17 protein-coding genes, 1 tRNA gene and 2 pseudogenes are annotated in these 23,765 nt (G+C 60.0%); 15 read left to right on the top strand and 5 right to left on the bottom strand.

Going from position 1 to position 23,765, the window contains the following annotated elements; translation table 11 throughout:
• Window positions 1–4: 4 nt before the first annotated feature.
• The 9 genes and pseudogenes from RF819_RS02210 to RF819_RS02175 all read left to right on the top strand — a co-directional run bounded on the left by RF819_RS02210 (window position 5) and on the right by RF819_RS02175 (window position 8,580).
• Window positions 5–373 (top strand): response regulator, encoded by a 369-nt coding sequence (locus tag RF819_RS02210; RefSeq protein ID WP_078363460.1) that lies wholly within the window; start codon window positions 5–7, stop codon window positions 371–373.
• Window positions 370–681, top strand: coding sequence for an STAS domain-containing protein (locus tag RF819_RS02205; protein ID WP_078363459.1), 312 nt, complete (start codon window positions 370–372; stop codon window positions 679–681). The genes RF819_RS02210 and RF819_RS02205 overlap by 4 nt, the downstream gene beginning before the upstream one ends.
• Window position 682: 1 nt before the next feature.
• Window positions 683–2,866, top strand: coding sequence for a chemotaxis protein CheA (locus RF819_RS02200; RefSeq protein WP_078363458.1), 2,184 nt, complete (start codon window positions 683–685; stop codon window positions 2,864–2,866).
• 45 nt (window positions 2,867–2,911) lie between these two features.
• Window positions 2,912–4,174, top strand: a pseudogene (locus tag RF819_RS22010) (MCP four helix bundle domain-containing protein); the annotation flags it as partial.
• 306 nt (window positions 4,175–4,480) lie between these two features.
• Window positions 4,481–5,497 (top strand): annotated as a pseudogene (locus RF819_RS22005) (methyl-accepting chemotaxis protein); the annotation flags it as partial.
• Between the two features lie 12 nt (window positions 5,498–5,509).
• A complete protein-coding gene (locus tag RF819_RS02190; RefSeq protein ID WP_078363456.1) occupies window positions 5,510–6,043 on the top strand; it encodes a chemotaxis protein CheW in 534 nt (177 codons plus the stop codon).
• Between the two features lie 128 nt (window positions 6,044–6,171).
• Complete coding sequence (locus RF819_RS02185) at window positions 6,172–6,981, top strand: CheR family methyltransferase (protein ID WP_078363455.1); 810 nt, start codon at window positions 6,172–6,174, stop codon at window positions 6,979–6,981.
• A gap of 1 nt (window position 6,982) precedes the next feature.
• Entirely contained in the window at window positions 6,983–7,513 is a 531-nt protein-coding gene (locus tag RF819_RS02180; protein WP_244899853.1) for a chemotaxis protein CheD, read from the top strand.
• The gene (locus RF819_RS02175) at window positions 7,513–8,580 is read left to right on the top strand and encodes a protein-glutamate methylesterase/protein-glutamine glutaminase (protein ID WP_078363454.1); all 1,068 of its coding nucleotides are present in this window, start codon (window positions 7,513–7,515) and stop codon (window positions 8,578–8,580) included. Before RF819_RS02180 ends, RF819_RS02175 begins: the two co-directional genes overlap by 1 nt.
• Before the next feature lie 36 nt (window positions 8,581–8,616).
• On the opposite strand, the gene hemH is transcribed toward RF819_RS02175, so the two are convergent.
• From hemH to hpnC, 5 genes are all read right to left on the bottom strand, one after another.
• Entirely contained in the window at window positions 8,617–9,723 is a 1,107-nt protein-coding gene (gene hemH / locus RF819_RS02170; RefSeq protein WP_078363453.1) for a ferrochelatase, read from the bottom strand.
• An 80-nt stretch (window positions 9,724–9,803) separates the two neighbouring features.
• Window positions 9,804–12,212 carry a penicillin acylase family protein gene (locus tag RF819_RS02165; RefSeq protein WP_078363452.1) on the bottom strand — a complete coding sequence of 803 codons (2,409 nt, stop codon included), beginning with the start codon at window positions 12,210–12,212 and terminating at the stop codon, window positions 9,804–9,806.
• A 59-nt stretch (window positions 12,213–12,271) separates the two neighbouring features.
• Window positions 12,272–13,600 carry a hydroxysqualene dehydroxylase HpnE gene (gene hpnE, locus RF819_RS02160; protein WP_078366723.1) on the bottom strand — a complete coding sequence of 443 codons (1,329 nt, stop codon included), beginning with the start codon at window positions 13,598–13,600 and terminating at the stop codon, window positions 12,272–12,274.
• A 23-nt stretch (window positions 13,601–13,623) separates the two neighbouring features.
• A complete protein-coding gene (gene hpnD, locus RF819_RS02155; RefSeq protein WP_078363451.1) occupies window positions 13,624–14,463 on the bottom strand; it encodes a presqualene diphosphate synthase HpnD in 840 nt (279 codons plus the stop codon).
• Window positions 14,464–14,772: 309 nt separating this feature from the next.
• The gene (gene hpnC / locus RF819_RS02150) at window positions 14,773–15,654 is read right to left on the bottom strand and encodes a squalene synthase HpnC (protein ID WP_078363450.1); all 882 of its coding nucleotides are present in this window, start codon (window positions 15,652–15,654) and stop codon (window positions 14,773–14,775) included.
• A 133-nt stretch (window positions 15,655–15,787) separates the two neighbouring features.
• Between hpnC and RF819_RS02145 the strand changes: the two genes are divergently transcribed.
• The 6 genes from RF819_RS02145 (at window position 15,788) to clpX (ending at window position 23,731) form a co-directional block, all read left to right on the top strand.
• Window positions 15,788–16,987, top strand: a complete 1,200-nt coding sequence (locus tag RF819_RS02145) for an efflux RND transporter periplasmic adaptor subunit (RefSeq protein ID WP_078363449.1) — start codon at window positions 15,788–15,790, stop codon at window positions 16,985–16,987.
• A 7-nt stretch (window positions 16,988–16,994) separates the two neighbouring features.
• Window positions 16,995–20,177 (top strand): efflux RND transporter permease subunit, encoded by a 3,183-nt coding sequence (locus RF819_RS02140; RefSeq protein ID WP_078363448.1) that lies wholly within the window; start codon window positions 16,995–16,997, stop codon window positions 20,175–20,177.
• Between the two features lie 122 nt (window positions 20,178–20,299).
• Window positions 20,300–20,386, top strand: a tRNA-Leu gene (locus RF819_RS02135).
• A 22-nt stretch (window positions 20,387–20,408) separates the two neighbouring features.
• Window positions 20,409–21,719, top strand: a complete 1,311-nt coding sequence (gene tig / locus RF819_RS02130) for a trigger factor (protein WP_078363447.1) — start codon at window positions 20,409–20,411, stop codon at window positions 21,717–21,719.
• 144 nt (window positions 21,720–21,863) lie between these two features.
• Entirely contained in the window at window positions 21,864–22,463 is a 600-nt protein-coding gene (clpP, locus tag RF819_RS02125; protein ID WP_078363446.1) for an ATP-dependent Clp endopeptidase proteolytic subunit ClpP, read from the top strand.
• A 5-nt stretch (window positions 22,464–22,468) separates the two neighbouring features.
• Window positions 22,469–23,731, top strand: coding sequence for an ATP-dependent Clp protease ATP-binding subunit ClpX (gene clpX / locus RF819_RS02120; RefSeq protein ID WP_078363445.1), 1,263 nt, complete (start codon window positions 22,469–22,471; stop codon window positions 23,729–23,731).
• The last annotated feature ends 34 nt before the right edge of the window (window positions 23,732–23,765 follow it).

The following is a 23,765-nucleotide window of genomic DNA, read 5'->3' as shown; positions in this document are numbered from 1 at the left end:
TACCATGGCCAAGACCATCATGATTGTTGACGACTCCGCCTCCATGAGACGGGTGGTCAGTATTGCGCTCAAGGGCGCGGGTTACGACGTGCTCGAAGGGGCAGATGGCCGGGACGCCTTGGCCAAACTCACCGGGCAGAAGGTGCACTTGATCATCAGCGATGTGAACATGCCCAATATGGACGGCATCACCTTCCTGAAGTCGGTCAAGCAGATGCCTGCCTACAAGTTCACCCCGGTGATCATGTTGACCACCGAGTCAGATGAGTCCAAAAAACGCGAAGGCCAGTCAGCCGGGGCCCGTGCCTGGGTGGTCAAGCCGTTCCAGCCAGAGCGGTTGGTGGATGCCGTACAAAGGTTGTGCCTGCCATGAGTGCGCCCACCGTCCTGAAGATGGAGGGTGAGCTCACCATCTTCCGCGCTGCGGAACTCAAGCCCTTGCTGCTGGACGCAGTTGTTGCCACCGAGATTGATCTCTCCGCTGTGACCGAGTTGGACACCGCTGGTTTGCAGTTGCTGATGTTGGCAAAAAAGGCCGCATTGGCGCAGGGACGTGAGCTGCAGTTCACCGGCCACAGTCCGGCGGTGCTGGACGTGTTTGAGTTGCTCAATGTGGCAGCCTATTTTGATGACCATATGGTGACGGATTTGCCTGCCCCTGCGGTTGGCACAAGGAGCTGACATGGACATGGATGACGCACTGGAGCTGTTCATTGTCGAAAGCCGTGAGCTGCTGGAAGACATGGAGGCCGCGCTGCTGGCCCTGGAAGGCGCCGACGACAAAACCGAGATGGTCAACGCCATCTTTCGCGCGGCCCACACCATCAAGGGGTCAAGTGGCCTGTTCAGCCTGGACCACGTGGTGGCCTTCACCCATGTGGTGGAAAGTGTTCTGGACAAGGTGCGCGCCGACCAGATCGCGCTGTCCGACAAACTGGTGGTGTTGCTGCTCGGTTGCAGCGACCACATCGGCTCACTGATCGATGGCGTGGCCGCTGGTCAACTGGCGGGCACGCCCGAGCTGCTGGCAGCGGGTGAGCCACTGGTCACCCAGTTGCGCGCTTTCCTGGACGCGGCCAAAGCCGCAGCACAGGCGCAGAACGCGCCGGACCCGTCGCGCCAGATGCCCACCGCCGATACCGAGCAGGTGCAGCGCATCCACGGCGACACCGCCAACGCCGACCACTGGCACATCTCGGTGCGCTTCGGCCCGGATGTGCTGCGCAATGGCATGGACCCGCTTTCCTTCATCCGCTACCTGGGCACCATGGGCCGGGTGGTGGCGATTGAAACCGTCACAGATGGCCTGCCGGACGCCGAGCACATGGACCCCGAGCTGTGTTACCTGGGGTTTGAGCTGGCCTTTCAGTCCGAGGTGGACAAGGCAGCCATTGAACGGGTGTTTGAATTTGTGCGTGACGACTGCCGCTTGGTGATCCTGCCGCCGCACAGCCACATCTCCGAGTACGTCAATCTGATCAACCAGCAGGACGGCGAGGTCACCCGGCTGGGTGAAATGCTGATGCGCTGCGGCACACTCACTGCACAAGAGCTGGACATGGCACTCGACACCCAGGTCGATGTGCCCGGCAAGCCGATTGGCAGCATTCTGGTTGAACAGGGTTCGATACAAGCCGAGGTGCTGGATGCCGCCTTGAGCAAGCAAAAACAAGTCAAAGACACGGGTGGCTCTGAGAGCCGTTCGATCCGTATTGATGCCGACAAGCTTGACAAGTTGATCAACCTGGTGGGTGAGTTGATCATCGCTGGTGCCAGCGTCAACACGATTGCACACCGCTCCCGGGTGATCGAGCTCACTGAGGCTACCTCGAAGTTGGCCACGCTGGTCGAAGAGGTGCGCGACAGTGCCCTGCAGTTGCGCATGGTGCGTATTGGTGCCACCTTCAACCGCTTCCAGCGGGTGGTGCACGATGTGTCACGCGAGCTTGGCAAAGACATCGCTCTTGTGATTGCCGGCGAAGACACCGAGCTTGACAAAACCGTGGTCGAGAAAATTGGCGACCCGCTGATGCACCTGGTACGCAACTCTATGGACCACGGTATTGAGGCTGCCGAGCTGCGAGCTGCCGCAGGCAAACCGGCACAAGGCATTCTGAAGCTCAACGCCTACCACGACTCGGGCGCCATCGTCATCAGTGTTGAAGACGACGGTGGTGGTTTAAAGCGCGACAAAATTCTGGCCAAAGCCATCGAGCGCGGTTTGGTGGATGTGAATCACCACCTCAGCGACGAAGAGGTGTTTGGGCTGATTTTCGAGCCTGGTTTTTCTACCGCCGACAAAGTGACCAACCTCTCGGGTCGCGGTGTGGGGCTGGATGTGGTCAAACGCAACATCACGGCGCTGCGCGGCACCGTGGGCATCAGCAGCACCGAGGGTGTGGGCACCACAGTCACGGTACGCCTGCCGCTGACCTTGGCGATCATCGATGGTTTCCTGGTGGGTGTGGACAAGAAGGTGTATGCGATTCCGCTGGACATGATCGAAGAGTGTGTGGCCTACAGCGCCGAACCAGGCCATGACTACACCAACCTGCGCGGCGAGGTGTTGCCCTTCATCCGGATTCGTGAGTTGTTCTCGGTGCCGGGCAAACCGGCCAAGGGTGAAAACATTGTGGTGCTCAAACACGCCGGGCAAAAAGCCGGGCTGGTGGTGGACACCCTGTTGGGCGAGTTCCAGACGGTGATCAAACCGCTGGGGCAGATGTTTGCGCAAAGCAAATGCATCAGCGGCTCCACCATCCTGGGCAGCGGCGATGTGGCTTTGATTCTGGATGTGCCAGCCTTGGTACGCCAGGCCATGAGCAAGAGTGGCCAGGCACCGCCAGAGCGCGCCGTGGTGGGTTGAGTCCGGTCAGCGGTTTGAGTTGTTCAGTTTTTTAAGGGGTTTGACATGTTTGCGAATATGAAAATTGGTGTGCGGCTGGCCATCGGCTTTGCGGTGACATTGATCCTGCTGATCGTTGTATCAGCCATCAGCTACAACCGATTGGGGGCGCTGAACGAGGGCATTGACAAAGTGGTCAACGATCGCTACCCGAAGGCAATACAAGCCATTGACATCATTCGCGCGGTCAACAACGTGGCCCTCGTCAACCGCAACCTGCTGCTCCGGGCTGATCAGGGTGAACGTCAAAAGCTCCTTGTCGAGATGACGGCGCATCGCAAAATCATTTCGGACAACGTGGGCAAGCTTGAAGAAACTGTCAAGTCGGTGGAAGGTAAAAAAATCCTGTCGGACATGACCACTGCCCGCAGTGACTATGTTGCTGTTTTGGACAAATACCTCGAGCTGATCGCTGCGAATGACAACGCGCAAGCCCAGGTGCTTTTGTTTGGTGATTTGGCCAAGAACTATGCACAGTACATCAGCGCCACCCGCAAGCTCATCGATTTTCAGGACGAAATGATGGTCACAGAGGGCAAAGCAGCCGATGAGCTGGCCAAGTCGTCTGCCAACCTGGTGATCATCCTTGCCATTGTGGCGGGCATCCTGGCCGTGCTGGCGGGTTGGATCATCACCCGCAGCATCACCGGCCCCACCCGCAAGCTGATGGAAGGTGCTGAAAAGATGGCGGCTGGTAACTTTGACTTCAAACTCGACATCACCAACAAAGACGAGATCGGTGCCCTGGCCCAGTCCGTGGGGGCCATGCAAACCGCCGTGCAAGCCATGATCGCCGATGCCAACATGCTCTCCAAAGCCGCGGTGGAAGGCAAACTCGCCACCCGCGCCGATGCTTCCAAACACCAGGGCGACTTCCAAAAGATTATTTCAGGTGTCAATGGCACGCTGGACGCCGTGATCGGCCCGCTGAATGTGACGGCCAAGTATGTGGACGACATCTCCAAGGGCGTGATTCCACCCGTGATCACCGACAACTACAACGGTGACTTCAACCTGATCAAGAACAACCTCAATGCCATGGTCAAGATGATGAGCGAACTGCTGGCGCAGATCGACATCATCATTCAAGGCGCAGCCAACGGCGAGCTGGAAAAGCGGGCCGATGCCACCAAGTTTGTCGGCGGCTGGAACAAGCTGGTACTGGGTGTCAACGAGACCGTCACCAACATCGTCAACCCCCTGAACGTGACCGCCGACTATGTCGAGCGCATCTCCAAGGGCGACATGCCCCCGAAGATCACTGCAGCCTACAGCGGCGACTACAACATCATCAAAAACAACCTGAACGCGCTGATCGACGCCACCAACGCCCAAGCCGCCGCGGCGCAAGCCATCTCCAAGGGTGACCTGACCGCGCAAGTGACGGTGCGCAGTGAAGGCGACATGCTGGCCAAGGCGTTGATTGACGTGATCAAGGCCGTGAACGCGCTGGTGGCCGACGGCATGTTGCTGGCCAAAGCCACGGTGGATGGTGACCTGGCTGTGCGCGCCGATGCCACCCAACACCAGGGCGACTTCCGCAAAGTGGTGGAAGGCCTCAATGCCGTGATGGTGGCGGTCAACAGCCCGGTGCAAGAGCTGCGAGAAGTTTTGGGCGCCCTGGAAGGCGGCGACCTGACCGTGTCGATGAAGAAAAACTACGCCGGCACCTGGGACGAGCTGAAATCGGCCATGACCAACATGCAGAAGAAGCTGGTCGAAGTGGTGACCGATGTCAACAGCGGTGCCCAAGCCCTGGCCAGCGCCTCGGAAGAAGTGAGCGCCACCGCCCAGAGCCTGAGCCAGGCCGCCAGCGAACAAGCAGCCGGTGTCGAAGAAACCTCGGCCAGCATTGAGCAGATGACCAGCAGCATCGCCCAGAACACCGAAAACGCCAAGATCACCGACGGCATGGCCAGCAAGGCCGCCAAGGACGCGGCGGATGGTGGCGAGGCGGTGGAAGCCACGGTCACGGCCATGAAGCAGATTGCCCAGAAGATCGGCATCATTGACGACATCGCCGCGCAGACCAACCTGCTGGCCCTGAACGCCGCGATTGAAGCCGCCCGGGCCGGTGAACATGGCAAGGGTTTTGCCGTGGTCGCCGCCGAGGTGCGCAAACTGGCCGAACGCAGCCAGATTGCCGCCCAGGAGATTGGTGAGGTGGCGGGCAGCAGTGTGGAGCTGGCCGAAAAAGCTGGGCGTTTGCTGGCCGAAATTGTGCCTAATATTCGCAAAACCAGTGACTTGGTGCAAGAGATCACGGCGGCATCCACCGAGCAAAGCAGCGGTGTGGGCCAGATCAACTCGGCGGTCAGCCAGCTGAGCACCACCACTCAGCAAAACGCCTCCAGCTCCGAAGAGTTGGCGGCCACCTCAGAGGAAATGAGTGGTCAGGCTGAGCAACTGCAGCAAACCATGTCCTTCTTCAAGCTTGATGGTGCCCCCCAGGGGCGGGTGGTACGTTCACAGGTGCGCAAAAGCAGCGCCAACAGCAAATTGGCCCATAAACCGGCAGTGGTCCGACTGAGCCACAGTCACAGCACGAGTGATGCAGACGATCTGGATGAAGCCCACTTCACCAAGTTTTGACAGGAGCCGGACATGAACACAGTGGCCAAAGCGGACCCCTCCAAGCCCGGGGCCAGCCAGAGTGTGGTGGAGGAGAAGCAATACCTCACCTTCATGCTCGGTGGTGAGATGTTCTCGATTGGCATCCTTTGTATCAAAGAGATCATTTGGTATGCCAACCTGACCGAGGTGCCGATGATGCCCGCGTGTATTCGCGGGGTGATCAACCTGCGTGGTGCGGTGGTGCCGGTGATGGACTTGTCCAACCGCTTTGGCAAACCCAGCACACCGGTGATCAAGAGCACCTGCATCGTGATTGTGGAGGTGCCCAACGAGGAGGGAGAACAACATGCCATGGGGGTGGTGGTGGACTCGGTGCAGGCGGTGCTGGAGATCCCCACCAGTGAGATTGAACCGGCACCGAGTTTTGGCGCCAAGATCCGCCCGGACTTCATCGAAGGCATTGCCAAGGTCAACGGCAAGTTTGTGATTTTGCTCAACGTCAACCATGTGTTGTCGATGCAGGAGATCAGCCAGATGGGGCAGTTGGCAAACGCTGCGGGCTGAGCTGGGTGGCTGGGCCAGAGCCCAGGGGAGCAGGGAGGTTGGTGGATTGGTATGAATTTAATAGCTGCTATCCCTTTTATATTAAGGGCTAGAGGCAAAAACCATTAAAAATTGCCCAAGGATTGATCGTGCAGCTTGTCTCCATTTCTGACGCCGAGTTTGCCCAGTTTCAGCGTTTTATCTTTGACGCGGCCGGCATCACCATGGGGGACGCCAAAAAGGCGCTGGTGACAGGGCGGCTGGGCAAACGCCTGGCCGCGCATGAGCTCAGCAGCTTTGGCGCGTATTTCAAGCTGCTCAAGTCGGGTCAGTATCCGGCAGAGGTGCAGATGGCGGTCGACCTGTTGACCACCAACGAAACCTACTTTTTCCGCGAACCCAAACACTTTGATTTTTTGCGCAGCCAGGCTTTGAAAGAGCGCAGCCGGCCCCAACCGTTTCGGGTCTGGAGTGCGGCCAGCTCCAGTGGGGAGGAAGCCTACAGCATGGCCATGGTGCTGGCTGACTGTATACAGACCACCCCGTGGGAGATTTTGGGCAGTGACATCAGCACCCGCGTGATTGACGGCGCACGCCGTGCCCTGTACCCGATGGAGCGTGGCCGACACATCCCGCCGGAGTATCTGCGGCGCTTTTGCCGAAAAGGGGGAGGCCCCTATGATGGGTATTTTCTGGTGGAGCGTGGCCTGCGCAGCAAGGTGACATTTCGCCAGGTCAATCTGAACGCGGCACTGCCCGAGCTGGGACAGTTTGATGTGGTGTTCTTGCGCAACGTGATGATTTATTTCAACAACGACACCAAGCGTGATGTGGTGGCAAGGGTGATTGCCACCCTCAAGCCGGGTGGTTACTTTTGTGTCGGGCACTCCGAGAGCCTCAATGACATCACCCAGGCGGTGACGATGGTGGCGCCAGCGATTTACCGCAAAGGAGTCTGAGGTGACGCGCCTGAAAGACCTGATGGACATCTTCCTGCAGCCGGGTGAGCTGTTTGTGGGGGACGCCAGCTTTCAGATTCGCACCATTTTGGGCTCGTGTGTGTCCATCACCCTGTGGCATCCGTTTGAGCATGTCGGCAGCATGTCGCATTTTTTGTTACCTACCCGCAGTGTGGCGGTACATGAAAATGTGCTGGACGGTCGTTATGGGGATGAGGCCTTGCGCTGGATGATCAAGGACTTGAAAGCTGCAGGCATCAACCCCCGACAGTGTCAGGCCAAGATTTTTGGGGGTGGCAACATGTTTCCAGACCAGGTGCGAGCCAGTGCCATCACCGTGGGGCAGCGCAACGGCGAGGCCGCACGTTTGTTGCTGCAAAATGAGGGTATTGAGGTGGTGACCGAGAGTCTGTATGGCGTGGGCCATCGGCAGATTATTTTTAATGTCAGCAACGGGGATGTCTGGGCGCGCCAGATCCGGCCTTCTCAGCTGGAGATCGCCGCAGAATATGCCGCTGGAGGAAGTGCGTGATGAGTCGCATCAAGGTGTTGGTGGTGGATGATTCTGCGGTGGTGCGCCAGGTGGTTGCCAGCCAGTTGGCGCAAGACCCCGAGATCGAGGTCATCGCGGCGGTGGCGGACCCGATCCTGGCCATGGCGCGTATGAAGGTGCAGTGGCCCGATGTGATCGTGCTCGACATCGAGATGCCACGCATGGACGGCATCACCTTCCTGAAAATGGTGATGACCGAACGACCCACCCCGGTGGTGATCTGCTCCACCCTGGTGGAGTCGGGTGCCAAAACCTCGATGGCGGCTTTGGCCGCTGGTGCGGTGGCCATCATCGCCAAGCCCAAGATTGGTCTCAAGCAGTTTCTGGAAGACGCCAGTGAAGACATGGTGACGGCAGTCAAGGCGGCAGCCAAGGCCAATGTGAAGGCGCTGCATGTGTCGGTCAAGAACACCGCCGATGTGATCATGCCAGCGGCGGACAAACAAGTGGCCATGATCCAGACAACTGATCGGGTGGTGGCGCTGGGCACCTCAACCGGTGGCACCCAGGCGCTGGAGGTGGTGTTGACCAGCCTGCCGCGTGTGACGCCGGGCATGGTGATCGTGCAACACATGCCGGAGAAATTCACGGCGGCCTTTGCCCAGCGGCTCAACAGCCTGTGCCAGATCGAGGTGAAAGAGGCGCAGAACAACGACCGCGTGGTCAACAGCCGCGCCCTGATTGCGCCAGGTGGCAAACACATGCTGCTGCGCCGTACCGGTGCCCAGTATTACGTGGAGGTGATGGACGGGCCACTGGTCAATCGGCATCGCCCGTCGGTTGATGTGTTGTTCCGCTCGGTGGCCAAGTGTGCCGGGGCCAATGCCCTGGGTGTGATCATGACCGGTATGGGGGACGATGGTGCCGCAGGTCTGGCCGAGATGCGCAAAGCGGGTGCCCGCACGGTGGCGCAGGATGAGGCCAGTTGTGTGGTCTACGGCATGCCCAAGGAGGCGGTCAAACGTGGGGGTGTTGAGAAAACCGTGCCTTTGATGGCCATTGGGCGCGAGATCATGCAGCAGCTCTCTGGCGTGATGGTGCGGTGAGGCCCGGATCACGATCCGGGTGATTTTGCAGCGGACCTAGACCTCGGCACCCAGTGCGTGCGCAGCGGCCTTGGATGCGGCCAGTGCTTGTGGGTCGGGCAGGGACTGCGTAGGCCAGCCCATCAGGTGTTGCTGGGTGATCTCGCCCAAAGCCGCAATCCAGGCCTCGTCGTCGTTGAGGCAGGGGATGTAGTGAAAACTCTGGCCACCCGCATGCAGGAAGGCCTCGCGGGCCTCCTGGTTGATCTCTTCCAGGGTTTCCAGGCAGTCGCTGGTGAAGGCCGGGCACACCACATCCACCCGTTTGACACCCGCTTTGCCCATCTCGATCAGGGTCGGTTCGGTATAAGGTTCCAACCATTTGGCGCGGCCCAGGCGGGACTGGAAGGTCACTTTGAACTCACTGGCGTTCAGGCCCAGTTGTTCTGCCAGCAGACGGGCGGTTTTGAAACACTCGCAGTGGTAGGGGTCGCCCAGGTGCAGCGTGCGCTCTGGCACCCCATGGAAACTCATCACCAGCACATCCGGGCGGCCATGCGCCAACCAGTGGTGCGACACCCTTGATGCCAGTGCCGCGATGTAGTGCGGGTCGTCGTGGTAGTGGTTGATGAAGCGCAATTCGGGGATGCTGCGCACCGTGGCGGCCCATTTGTAGACCGCATCCCACAGGCTGGCGGTGGTGGTGGCTGAGTACTGCGGGTAAGCTGGCACGATCAGCACCCGGGTGGCGCCTTCGGCCTTGAGGGCATCGAGCTGGCTCGGGATGGAGCTGCTGCCGTAGCGCATCGCATACCGTACCAGCACCTGGTGTTTGCGTTGTGTCAGCCAGGCTTGCAGGGCGCGGGTCTGCCTTTCGGTCCAGACTTTCAGGGGCGAGCCCTCTGCGCTCCAGATGCTGGCGTATTTCGCCGCCGACTGGGCTGGCCGCACCCGCAACACCACACCGTACAGCAACACCAGCCAGATCAGGCGCGGGATTTCGACCACACGGGGGTCACTCAGGAACTCGGCCAGAAAACGTCGGACATCCGGGGTGGTCGGGGTGTCTGGGGTGCCCAGATTGCAGTACAAAACACCGGTCCGTGGCGCCTGTCCATGGGCGAAAGGCGGCTCGGCGGCGTAAGGGGGAAGAAAAAGAGACATTGCTGCATTTTCACCCACGGCGGCACGCCGTAGGTCATGTGGTGTTTTTGAGACGCAGACGGCAGGTGATGCGGCCCAGCTTAGCGCCGGCTCGGCAAAAAGCGCAAGGTGCTGCGGGTGTTGATGGCCACGTCGGACTCGTTGAGGTATTCCTGCATGTAGCCACCCACGGCGTAGGCGGCGGCCTGGTCCTGGTAATGGCGGTCAAACGGCACACCACTTTGGCCCACCGGGTTGATGCCACGGGCCTGACCAGGGTCGGCAAAGTCAATGATGCGTCGGGTGGAGGGGCCATACACCACCTGCCAGGGGGCCGGGCTGATGGCTTGTGACAGGTTGTTGGGCACCTCGCGTGCACCACCCACCTCAAACGGCCCGACATTGAGTAGCCAGCTCAACGGTTGTTGGACCGCCAGCGGGTGTCTGTGGGTGAGGGTGTGGGCACGCCCCCAGCCCCAGTCGTTGGGACTGTTGCCCAGAGTGGCCTTCAGGTGGGCCATGGTGGCGCGCCAGGCGATGCGCACAATGTCCTGTTGGGTCTCGACCTTTTTGGTGTTGATGTTGTCCCACCAAGGGGAATCCTCGTCTTGCGCCAGGCGGGGCAGGGCCAGGTCCAGCGCCCGGGTGCTCAGCAGGTTCTTGAACTGCATCTCGCCGAGTTCGTCGGCCAGTGCCGCTTGGGTCAGCTCGTACAGGAGCTGGGTGAACACCGTGGGTGGGATGTTGAACGGGGTGTATTGCCCATCCCAGACCGTCAGGCTGTCAAACACCGAGCGCTCCATCGGGTCACGCACCACCTCGCTGAGCAGCGGCAGCAGGGGCTTGAGCACCCGCCAGTAGTAGGCGGTCTGGGTGCTGAGTTGCAGGGACTGGGTGTTGAGCGCGTTCCACTGGATCTTGTCATCACCCAGGCGGTCTTCAAGCGCCTGGGCGCGGTCATAGGCGTTGTAATAACCTGCCACCGGCAGGCCACTTGTGGCCAGCGGCTGCTGGTTGGCCGAGACGATGTAACCACGCGCCGGGTTTTCTTCCTGCGGGTTGTCGCTGAAGCGGTAAAAGCCCAGCTTGTCCGACTCTTCCTCTTCGCCGTCCAGCAGGAACATCGGCTGCACACCCTGCGGGCGGATCACCAACTTGGCGGCCGCCCACCAGCCGATGTTGCCACTGGCATTGGCCCAGACGATGTTCAGACCCGGTGCGTGGATTTTGCTGGCGGCTTCGCGTGCCTTGGGCAGGGTGTCGGCGCGGTTGAGTTCGTAGAACGCATCCAGCACCGGGTTTTCGGTTTCCAGAAAAGTCCACCACATGGCCACGGGCTGCCCCTCACCCAGGTTGTCGCGAAAGGCGCTGGTGATGACCGGGCCTTGGGGTGCGCGTTGCAGGGTCAGGGTCACCGGTTTGCCGTCCTTGACCTGGATGGTCTCCTGGGTCGTCTGCAGGTCAACCCATTCACCCATGTAGGCCACCTGGTTCGGGTTGTTGGGGTTGGTGCGCAACTTGACCAGGTCCATGTCGTCGTTCTGGAACATGGTCAGTGTCCAGACGAATTGGCGGTTGTGGCCCATCAGGGCCGAGGCATTGAGGGCCTGGAAGTGACCATACAGCTCAAAACCAGGTGCACTCAGGTGCGCCTCGTACCAGACCGAGGGCACGCTGAAGTTGATGTGCGGGTCGCCCGCGAGCATCGGTTTGCCACTCGATGTGCGGGGCCCCGACACGGCCCAGGCGTTGCTGCCCTCAAACAGCGGCACACCAGCCACCTCATGCACCTCGTTGGCGGCCTGGCTCAACTGGTTCAGGGCCCGCCAGTCGGGTTGGAGGCTTGCGGTGTTGGCTTTGCTCAGCACCCCCAGGGGATGCCAGTCCAGGTCAAAGATGCGCAGATAGTCTGGCCCCAGTTCGTCGCGCACATAGGTCAACACCGGTTCAGTCTTGAAAGCGGCGGCAAAGCTGTAGGCCAGGTAACCCGAGACCGCCACCGTGTCGGCCAGGGTGAACGGACGCTTGGGGATACCCACCAAGTCAAACTCCATTGGCGCCGGGTGGCTGGCCTGGTACTGGTTGATGCCGTCCAGGTAAGCAAGCTGTGCCTTGATGGCCGGGCTGTTCTGGTCGAGCTTGGCCACCACCTGGGCTGCGTGTTCACGCAGGCGCAAGGTGCGAAACAGCTTATCGACTTTGACCAGATCCGGCCCCAGCACCGCAGCCAGTTCACCTTGCGCCAGGCGGCGTGCCATTTCCATCTGAAACAGGCGGTCCTGGGCGTGCACATAACCAAGTGCCCGGTACAGGTCGGCTTCGTTGGCCGCCTTGATGTGCGGGATGCCACGTTCGTCATAACGCACCGTGACCGGGGCGCTGAGCTGGTTCAGTGTCAATTCACCCGAGCGTTGCGGTTGTTTGTTGGACACGTACCAATAGCCACCTGCCAGCGCCGCCAAGAGCAGGGCCAGCAACAGGCCCGCAAAAATTTTGAAAGCCAGCTTCATGGTGTGTCTGCGACAAAAATCCGTTTCATGGCCGCATCATACGAGGCCAATGTGTGTGTTCAGGCGCCCACGGCGCCCAGGCTCAGTGCTTGGATAGCAGCGATGCCGCTGCGCACGGCGCCTTCCAGCGTGGCCGGGTAGGGGCCTTCCACATAGTCGCCACAGGCCAAGATCCCTGGTGCAATGTGTTGTGCCGGGCGTTGCAAGCCGGGGGTGCAGGCAAAAGTGGCGCGTTTTTCCACCACGGTGAGCACCGGCAACAGGTCCAGTCCCAGCTGCGCCTTGGCTTGCGCCAGCACCTGCGCCTGCAGCGTGGCGCGGTCGCCCTGGGCGGCACTCACCACAAAGGCCAGCAAGCCTCTCGGGCCACCCAGTGCTGCGCGGTCAAACACAAACTGCGCTGGATACGTTGCACTGCTGCGCAGCGCCAGCATGGGCTGGCTGAGGTGCGCGTTGGCCGACCAGGCGTAGACCGTGGCAATGGCCTCAAACTGCAGGGCCTGCGCTGTCTGGGCCCAGCTCAGCACCGCCTTTGATATATTTTCAGGAGCATCTGGCCCATATTTCATAAGGGCCTGAGCCGCATTGGAGGCCGAAGTGGCCCAGATCACCGCGTCAAACCCCTTGTCAGCCGCTGGGCCCAGACCGGTGCCTGCCAGCTGCCACTGGGTGCCGCAGCGCTGCAAGCCCTCCACCCGCGCTTTGCACAGCACCTGAGCGCCGCGTTGCTGCAGCCAATCGGCTGCAGCTTGTGGCAACAAGGCACTCAGGTCGGTGGTGGGCAGTAACAGATGGGAGCCACCCGCCACACCAAACAAGGCATCGCGCAACACCCGCAAAAAGACGCGACCACTGGCCTGGTCTGCCGGTGTGTTGAGGGCCGACACACACAGCGGCTCGATCAGTTCGGCCAGGATGCGGGGTGTGAGGCTGCGGCACAAAGCGGCCACACTGAGCGCGTCGTCACAGACAAAACCCTGGCGCTGCCAGCTTGCTGCGGCGCGCAACAGCGACCATTTGTCGACCAGCGACCAGCCGCGTGCTCCCAGGATGCCGCCGAGCGCGTCGAGTGGTGTTGGCCATTTGGGGAAACGGATGCCCAGGCCATCGGGGAACGGCAAGCGCATCGGCAGGTCCAGCAGCGTTTGCTCTGGCGCCACACCCACCTGCCGCATCAGCGCCAGGGTGTCTGAATACGCACCAATCAGAATGTGCTGGCCGTTGTCAAGAATCACCGGTGTGCCATCGGGCAATGTGGCTTTGAGGGCTCTGGCCCTTCCACCCACAGTCTCAGCTGCTTCAAAAACAGTAGTGGTATGACCCGCCTGTGTGGCGTTCACGGCAGCGGCCAGCCCAGCCCAGCCGGCGCCCACCACGGCAATGTTCAAACCTGCGGCCACAACCAAGGGTGTTACATGCGTCCCAGCGCCTGCACGCGCCAGGCCAGCCAGAACTTGCGCAACGGGGTCAGGCTGATGCGTTGGTGCAGCACCTTGAACTCTTCACGCTCGATCTCACCGAGCAGCGCGCGGTAGATGCTGGCCATCATCAGGCCGGGCTTCTGGGCGCGCCGGTCGTCGGCCTGCAGCAGGGTCAGAGCCTGGTCGTACAGGCCTTGTGCGCGCTGGGCTTGAAAACGCATCAAAGCAGTGAAACGGTCCGAATAGCTGCGGTTCAAAATCTCTTGTGCGGTCACGCCAAACTGCTGCAACTCGTTGACCGGCAGGTAAATGCGGCCACGCATCGCGTCTTCACCCACGTCGCGGATGATGTTGGTGAGCTGCAGCGCCTGGCCCAGGGTGTGGGCGTAGGCCGTGGTCTGTGCCTGGGTCTGGCCAAAAATCTGCGCCGCCACTTCACCCACCACACCGGCCACCAGATGGCAGTAACGCGAGAGGCCGGGGTAGTCCAAGTAGCGGGTCTGGTTCAGGTCCATCTGGCAGCCTTCGATCACCGCCTGCAGGTGGCGCTGCTCAATTGCAAATTCCTGGGTCAGCGGCATCAACGCCTGCATCACCGGGTGGCTGGCTTGCCCAGCAAAAGATTTGGACACCTCTTGTTGCCACCAGGCGAGCTTGGTGGCGGCCACACCGATGTCGGTGGCGTCATCGACCACATCATCGACTTCGCGGCAAAACGCATAAAACGCGGTGATGGCGGCACGCCGGGGCGGTGGCAGGAACAAAAAAGCGTAATAAAAACTGCTGCCGGAGGCGGCGGCCTTTTGCTGGACGTAGTCTTGGGGAGTCATGGGTTTGGTTGGTTGGGGCTGAGTTTATACGGCTGGTTCTGCCCGCACCCATTGACAATGAATATGACACTTCATCTTGGGTCGTTGCTTTGTTGTTTCGCTACGCGCGTTGATCCCCCCCCTATCTCCCCCGCCTCTTTCCACCCCCGCCGGGGCGGAAAGAGGAGCTTAACCGCCGTATTTGGCCGTGTGTCCAAACGGAGGACGTACCAGGCGGCTGGCCAGTGGTGGAATAGGCTCTGCGAAATACAGGTTGTGCAAAATAAGTAGCAACTCGCCCTTTATAAATAAGGGCTAGAGGCCAATTTCTTATCTCATCCAAACAGCCCGCCAAAGCAGCACCGGCACGTCCCAAATACCCAGCTTGGGCCGTTTTTGCCAGGTGACACAACCCAAAGCCTCAATCTTGCCCAGGATGCGCAACCCACCTTGCACCACCAGTCGTAATTCCCAACCCGCGCGTCCCGGCACCTTCATCGGGAGTGCTGCACCTTGGAGCATCAGAGCCCTCGCAGAGCGGACATTGTCAGCTATCAAACGCGCAGCATTTGGGTTCTGGCTGGCGGGCGAAAAGTCGGCCTCGGTCAGGCCAAAACGGACCAGCGCGGCCTGGGTGATGTACCAGCGCCCGCGCTGGGCGTCCACCGACACATCCTGCCAGAAGTTGATCAGTTGCAAGGCGCTGCAAATCTGGTCACTTTGCTGCTGCGACAGGGGGTCTGTCACACCATACAGGTGCAACAGCAGCCGCCCGATCGGGTTGGCCGAGCGTCGGCAATAGTCCAGCAGCTCGGGCTCATCGGTGTAGCGGCGTTGTTCGTGGGTGTAACGCACATCCTGCTCAAACGCGTCGAGCAGGTCAGTGAGCAGCTGCACCGGCAACTGGTGGGTCTGCACGATGTGTTGCAAAGGCGCAAAAACGTTCGTCCAGCGGCCGCTGTCGGTTTGCCCGCAGGTGCTGGCCAGCAGGTCAGCACGGTAGGCCTGCAGGTCAGCCAGGCGGGTGCGTACATCGACCTCACCCTCATCGGCCAGATCATCGGCGGTGCGGGCAAAGTGGTAGATGGCAGTGATGGCCGGGCGCAGGTGCGGTGGACACAGCAGCGAGGCCACCGGAAAGTTCTCGTAATGGGTGAGGGCTTGCGGCGCCGGTGTGGTGGTGACAGGGGGTGTGGGGGCTGACGGGCTCATGGCGGGATCGGTTTCAGGGCGTCACAGTGGGGCGAGGTGGCGGGGCAATTGATGAATTGACAGGGCAGTGCAATGGCCTAAAATTAATAACCAATTGGTCAGTAGTGTGTTTGTTTTTTGAAAGTACCGTCTTATGCCCTTGCAAGCATCCACCACCCGTTGGCCGGGTTTGAGCCTGACTATAGCCTTGGGCCTGCTGCTGGTGGCCTGCTCCAAACCAGCGGTCCCCGAGGAGCCGGTGCGTGCGGTGAAGGTGATGACGGTGGGTGCCCAGCCGCTGGTGGCCGGGCTGGACTATGCGGGCGAGGTGCGCGCCCGTGTGGAGTCGCGTCTGGGCTTTCGGGTCGGTGGCAAGCTGATCAGTCGCAACGTAGAGCCCGGCCAGCGTGTCAAGGCCGGACAGGTGCTGGCCCAGCTGGACCCGCAAGACCTCAAACTGGCGGCGGATGCGGCACGCGCTCAGGTGTCAGCAGCCCGCACCAACCGCGACCTGGCGGCGGCTGATTTCAAGCGTTACCAGTCCCTCAAAGAACAGAACTTCATCAGTGCGGCCGAGTTGGAGCGCCGCGACACCAGCCTGAAAGCCGCACAAGCGCAGCTGGACACCGCCCAGGCGCAACTCTCGGCGCAGGCCAACCAGGCGGCCTACGCCACCCTGGTGGCCGATGGGCCCGGTGTGGTGACGGCGGTACAGGCCGAAGTGGGTCAGGTGGTGGCAGCAGGCACGCCGGTGGTGCAGCTGGCACAGGACGGTGCGCGTGATGTGGTGTTTGCCGTGCCCGAGGACACACTGGGCGGGATTCAGGTGGGCGCCAGCGTGGCCGTGCGTGGCTGGGTGGCGAGCAGCTCACACAACGCCAAGATACGCGAGGTGGCCGCCAGCGCCGACCCGGTGACACGCACCTTCACCGTCAAGGCGTCGTTACCCGCCACCAGCGATCTGGCGCTGGGCAGCACCGTGTCGGTGTTGCCTGCCGGTTTGCAGCGCAGCAACCAGCAGGCGATCAAGCTGCCGACCACCGCCTTGCGCCAGGAGGGGCAGGCCACCGTGGTCTGGCTGCTGGACACCGGCACGATGACGGTCAGATGGCAGCCAATCCAGATCGCCACCGCCGACGGCAACGAGGTGGTGGTGGCCAGCGGCCTGAGCCCCGGCATGTTGGTGGTGACGGCCGGTGTGCATGTGTTGACACCCGGCCAGAAAGTCACGATTTACAAGCCAAATGTGCCTCAAGCCCTGACCAGTCAAGCGCAGACAGCTATCAACGGTGTAGCGCCCCAGGCGCTGATTGGCGCCGCCCCTGCCGCTGCCGTGTCGGCCCCGGCGCAGTGAGGCGCGTATGACGAGCCCCGATCTGGACAACAACCAAGGGTTTAACCTGTCACGCTGGGCGTTGGAGCACGCGCCGCTGACACGGTTTTTGATGGTGGTGCTGATGGTGCTGGGCGCGGCCAGCTACTTCCAGCTCGGTCAGGACGAAGACCCGCCCTTCACCTTTCGGGCGATGGTGGTGCGCGCCTATTGGCCCGGTGCCAGCGCGCAGCAAATGGCCGAGCAGGTCACCGATAAGCTCGAGCGCACGCTGCAGGAGGTGCCCTATGCCGACAAGATCCGCAGCTACTCCAAGCCGGGTGAGTCGCAAATCATCTTCCAGATCAAGGAGCATGCGCGCGGCGATGAGGTGGCCAACGTCTGGTACCAGACACGCAAAAAGATTGGCGACATGCGCAGCAGCTTGCCGCAGGGTGTGCAAGGTCCGTTTTTCAACGACGACTTTGGGGATGTGTTTGGCGTGATTTACGCGCTGCAGGCACCTGGTTTCAGTTATGCCGAAGTCAAAACCTTTGCTGACGAGGTGCGCCAGCAACTGCTGCGGGTGCCCGATGTGGCCAAGGTCGAGTTGTTTGGTGACCAGGCGGAAAAACTGTTTGTGGAGATTTCGGCCAAACGGCTGGCCCAGCTGGGTCTGGACATGAACACCGTGCTGGCACAACTGACACAACAGAATGCGGTGGAGTCGGCCGGTGCGGTGCAAACCCCGCTGGATGTGGTGCAGGTGCGCGTGGCGGGCCAGTTCACCGCAGTGGATGAGCTGGCTGCGATGCCGATCCGTGCCCCTGGGGTGGCGGGCAAACAACTCCGACTGGGCGACATTGCCAGCATCCGGCGGGCTTATGTGGACCCACCGGCGGTGAAAGTGCGTTTTCAGGGGCAGGAGGTGGTGGCCTTGGGTGTGTCGATGGCCAAGGGGGGCGACATCATTGCCCTGGGCAAGGCGCTGGACCTGGCCACGCAGCACATTGGCAAAACCTTGCCGGTGGGGGTGACACTGGCGCAAATCCAGGATCAGCCCAAGTCGGTGGCCAACTCGGTGAACGAGTTTGTCAGGGTGTTGATCGAGGCCGTGGCGATTGTGCTGGCGGTGAGTTTTCTGAGCCTGGGTTTGCACAAGCGCCCCGGCAACCACCCGTTTTTCAAGCGCTGGACGCTCGACATGCGCCCTGGGCTGGTGGTGGGCATCACCATTCCGCTGGTGTTGGCGATGACCTTTTTGGCGATGCACTACTGGGGCATCGGGCTGCACAAGATTTCGCTGGGCTCGCTGATCATTGCGCTGGGTCTGCTGGTGGATGACGCCATCATTGCGGTGGAAATGATGGTGCGCAAGATGGAAGAGGGGTTTGACAAGGTGCGCGCCGCCACCTTCGCCTACGAGATCACCGCGATGCCGATGTTGACCGGCACCCTGATCACCGCGACCGGGTTTTTGCCGATTGGCATTGCCAAGTCGATGACCGGTGAATACACCTTTGCGATTTTTGCGGTGACGGTGATTGCGCTGTGTTTGAGTTGGATCGTCTCGGTGTATTTTGTGCCTTACCTCGGTGTGCGCCTCTTGACTGCGCCGCCGCATGTGGTGGCCCATGCCGAGAGTGGAGCGGTGCTGGCAAACGGCGAAGTGCACGACATGTACGACACCCCGTTTTACAACTGGTTTCGCCGCACGGTGAGCGCCTGTGTGCGCCGACGCTGGCTCACCATCGCGGTGACGCTGTTGCTGTTTGTGTTGGGACTGCTGGGCATGGGCCAGGTGCAGCAGCAGTTTTTCCCGGATTCGGCGCGCCCGGAAATCACGGTGGACTTGTGGTCACCCGAGGGAACCGCTTTTGCCAACACCGAAGAGGTGGCCAAACGGGTGGAGGCACGTCTGCTGGCCGAGCCGGGCATTGTGTCGGTGACGCAATGGGTGGGTTCTGGCGTGCCGCGTTTTTATCTGCCGCTGGAGCAGATTTTTCAGCAGACCAATGTGTCGCAGCTGATTGTGTTGCCCCAGGATCTGGCGACACGTGAGCGTTTGCGCCACAAGCTGCCAGCGCTGCTGGCCCAGGAGTTTCCCGAGGTGCGGGGGCGGGTGCAACTGCTGGCCAACGGGCCACCGGTGGCCTACCCGGTGCAGTTCCGGGTGATCGGCCAAGACCCGCAGGGCTTGCGCAAACGTGCCGACGAGGTCAAGGCGCTGATGCGGCAAAACCCGCACACCCGGGGTGTCAATGACAACTGGAATGAGTCGATCAAGGTCATGCGCCTGGAGGTGGACCAGACCAAGGCGCGTGCGCTGGGTGTCAGCAGCCAGTCCATTGCCCAGGCGACCAAAACCACGCTGAGCGGCAGCAGCATTGGCCAGTTCCGCGAGGCAGACAAACTGATTGACATCGTGTTGCGCCAGCCGCTCGATGAGCGCAGCGCCATCACCGACATCGCCAATGCCTATGTGCCCACCAGCTCGGGCCAGTCGGTGCCGTTGCTGCAAATCGCCAAGCCGGTGTTCACCTGGGAGCCCGGTGTGCTCTGGCGCGAGGGGCGGGACTACGCCATCACCGTGCAAAGTGACATTGCCGACGGCAAACAGGGCGCCACCGTGACCCAGGAGTTGCTGCCGCAGCTCAAGGTGCTGGAGGCCCAATGGGCGCAGGCCGGGCAGGGTGACTACCGCATTGTGGTGGCCGGTGCGGTGGCGGAGAGCGCCAAAGGATCGGCGGCGATTGTGGCGGGTATCCCGATCATGTTGTTCATTACCTTCACGCTGCTGATGCTGCAGTTGCACAGCTTCAGCCGGGCGGTGCTGGTATTTTTGACCGGGCCCTTGGGCATTGTGGGTGTGGCTGCGGCGTTGTTGCTGCTGAATCGACCCTTCGGTTTTGTGGCGCTGCTGGGGGTGATCGCCTTGATGGGCATGATCCAGCGCAATTCGGTGATCCTGATTGACCAGATCGAGCAGGACCGCGCCCGCGGCGTGGCTCCCTTGGAGGCGATTGTGGAGGCCGCTGTGCGCCGGCTGCGCCCGATTGTGCTGACCGCAGCCGCTGCGGTGCTGGCGATGATTCCGCTGTCGCGCTCGGTGTTCTGGGGGCCGATGGCGGTGGCCATCATGGGGGGGTTGATCGTGGCAACGGTGCTGACGCTGTTGGCTTTGCCCGCCATGTATGCCGCCTGGTTCAGGGTGACTGTCCACAGCAAATAACTGAGCTGCGGCAATTTCTCAAGATTTAAGCGCTGGGGTGGAGCAAGTGGGGGCTGTGCCTCAGGTTAAAATCCGAGGCTGACCAATTTCTGGGGGCGGTTTTTACCAGCCCCCATTAATTTGCGCGGGTGGCGAAATTGGTAGACGCACCAGGTTTAGGTCCTGACGCTGGCAACAGTGTGCGGGTTCGAGTCCCGCCCCGCGCACCACTCATATTTTTGGAGATGAAAGATGGCCGTTGCTGTAGAAACTCTTGAGAAGCTCGAACGCAAAATGACGTTGAGCCTGCCCCTGGACACCATTCAGGCAGAGGTGAGCGCGCGTTTGAAGAAGATGGCCCGCACCGTGAAGATGGATGGCTTTCGTCCGGGTAAGGTGCCGATGAATGTGGTGGCCCAGCGTTACGGCTATTCGGTTCAGTACGAAGTGATGAACGACAAGGTGGGTGAGGCGTTTTTTAATGCCGCCAACGAAGCGAAATTGCGCGTGGCAGGTCAGCCCAAGATCAACGAAAAAGACGGTGCACCTGAGGGTGAATTGGCCTTTGAAGCCATTTTTGAGGTTTATCCAGAGGTCAAAATTGGTGACCTGTCCACCGCTGAGGTGGAAAAAATCACCACAGAGGTGACCGATGCCGCCATCGACAAGACCCTGGAGATCCTGCGCAAACAACGTCGCACCTTCTCGCAGCGTGCCCATGACAGCCAGGCTGCTACGGGTGACCGCGTCACCGTTGACTTTGAAGGAAAAATTGACGGCGAGCCGTTTGACGGCGGCAAGGCGCAAGACTTCCAGTTCATCCTGGGTGATGGTCAGATGCTCAAGGAGTTTGAGGAGGCCACGCTGGGTCTGAAGTCGGGCGAGAGCAAGACTTTCCCGTTGGCCTTCCCGTCTGACTACCATGGCAAGGATGTGGCGGGCAAAACCGCTGACTTCATGGTCACGGTCAAGAAGATCGAAGCAGCTCACCTGCCAGAGGTGGATGATGCGCTGGCCAAATCGCTCGGTATTGAAGATGCCTCCGTGCAAGGTTTGCGCGCTGACATCAAGAAGAATCTGGAGCGTGAAGTGAAGTTCCGTCTGCTGGCTCGCAACAAGACTGCCGTGATGGATGCGTTGGTGGCCAAGGCTGAACTCGATTTGCCCAATGCCAGCGTTCAGGCTGAAATTGCCCGTTTGCTCGAAGGTGCCCGCGCTGACCTCAAGCAACGCGGTATCAAAGATGCGGACAAGGTCACGATTCCCGATGATGTGTTCCGTCCCCAAGCTGAGCGCCGTGTGCGTTTGGGTCTGGTGGTGGCTGAGTTGGTGCGTGCCAACAGCTTGCAGGCCAAGATGGAGCAAATCAAGGCCCATGTGGATGAGTTGGCTGCCAGCTACGAAAAACCCGCCGAAGTGTCGCGTTGGTATTTCAGCGACAACAAGCGTCTGGCCGAGGTGGAAGCCATTGTTCTGGAAAACAATGTGACTGACTTTGTGTTGTCCCAGGCCAAAGTGACTGAAAAAGCGGTTGGCTTTGACGAGCTGATGGCGCAAAACTAAGCGTTTGCCACTGTCGGTCTTTAAATTGGGGCTTGGGTCTGGCTTGTAGTCAGACAAACAAGCCCTATTTCATTTATTGGCTTGTGTTTTTAGCTACAGTAGAGCCAGTTTTTGAGATCTAACCCAAACCTTCGCGGGAGTGCAATGGACATACAGAATTTGGGCATGGTGCCCATGGTGATTGAGCAGTCAGGCCGTGGTGAACGTTCTTACGACATTTACTCGCGTCTGCTCAAGGAACGTGTGATTTTCTTGGTCGGCCCGGTCAATGACCATGTGGCCAATCTGGTGGTGGCGCAGTTGCTGTTTCTGGAGAGCGAAAACCCTGACAAGGACATTTCGTTCTACATCAACTCGCCAGGTGGCTCCGTGAGCGCCGGTATGGCGATCTTTGATACCATGAACTTCATCAAGCCGCAGGTCTCCACCCTGTGTACCGGTTTTGCCGCCAGCATGGGCGCGTTTTTGCTGGCTGCGGGTGAAAAAGGCAAACGGTTCTCGTTGCCCAACTCCAAGATCATGATTCACCAGCCCTCAGGTGGCAGTCAGGGCCAGGCGACAGAGATCGAGATTCAGGCACGTGAAATTCTGAAAACGCGTGAGCAGCTCAACAAGATTTTGGCAGAGCGCACAGGGCAACCGCTGGAGCGTGTTGAACGCGATACCGAACGTGACTACTACATGTCGGCTGATGAATCCAAGGAATATGGTCTGATTGACCAGGTTATCTCAAAAAGGGCGTAGTTCAAATGGCCGAAAAAAAAGGCTCCTCCGGCGAAAAAACGCTGTATTGCTCGTTTTGTGGCAAGAGCCAGCATGAAGTCAAGAAACTGATCGCTGGCCCTTCGGTTTTTGTCTGTGATGAGTGTATTGAGCTCTGCAACGAAATCATTCGTGATGAATTGCCTCAGTCCACCGACACGGTTGGCAAGAACGAGTTGCCCACGCCGGCCGAGATCAAGGCCAATCTGGACAACTATGTGATTGGTCAGGAGCCGGCCAAACGTATTTTGGCGGTGGCGGTTTACAACCATTACAAGCGCTTGAAGCACCAGGAAAAGTCTTCCAAAGACGATGTGGAGTTGTCCAAAAGCAATATCTTGCTGATTGGCCCCACGGGTTCGGGTAAGACGCTGTTGGCGCAAACCTTGGCACGTATGCTGGATGTGCCGTTTGTCATGGCGGACGCCACCACCTTGACCGAAGCAGGTTATGTGGGTGAAGACGTCGAAAACATCGTCCTCAAACTGCTGCAAAGTTGTAACTACGAGGTGGAGCGTGCGCAGCGCGGGATTGTTTACATCGATGAAATTGACAAAATTTCACGCAAATCTGACAACCCATCGATAACCCGTGACGTGTCGGGCGAAGGTGTTCAGCAGGCTTTGCTCAAGCTGATTGAAGGCACCATGGCCAGTGTGCCGCCGCAAGGCGGGCGCAAACACCCCAATCAGGATTTTGTTCAGGTTGACACCACCAACATCCTGTTTATCTGCGGTGGTGCTTTTGCTGGCTTGGAAAAAGTCATCGACAACCGCACAGAATCATCAGGGATCGGATTTGGTGCTGCTGTTAAAAGCAAGCAAAACCGCAATCTGACCGAGGTGTTCAAAGAGGTTGAGCCAGAAGATCTGATCAAGTTTGGCTTGATCCCGGAACTGGTGGGTCGTATGCCCGTGGTGGCGACGTTGGGAGAGCTCAGCGAAGAGACACTGGTGCAGATACTGACCGAGCCCAAAAATGCCTTGGTCAAGCAGTACAGCAAGTTGCTCGCGATGGAGGGGGTTGATCTCGAAATCCGCCCGTCGGCCTTGAATGCCATCGCCAAAAAGGCGCTGGCTCGTAAAACAGGTGCGCGCGGTTTGCGCTCTATTCTGGAACTGGCCTTGATCGACACCATGTTCGACTTGCCCAATGCTTCGAACGTTGAAAAAGTGGTGCTTGACGAATCCACCATCGAAGAAAACAAGCCACCTTTGCTGGTGTACCGCGAAGTGGCCAAAAAGGCTTGATTTGGTCTGTCTTCGGGGGTTTTTTGCCCCCATC

It is taken from the genome of Rhodoferax fermentans (assembly GCF_002017865.1).
GTDB lineage: Bacteria > Pseudomonadota > Gammaproteobacteria > Burkholderiales > Burkholderiaceae_C > Rhodoferax > Rhodoferax fermentans.
This window is presented reverse-complemented; position numbering and strand designations above follow the sequence as displayed.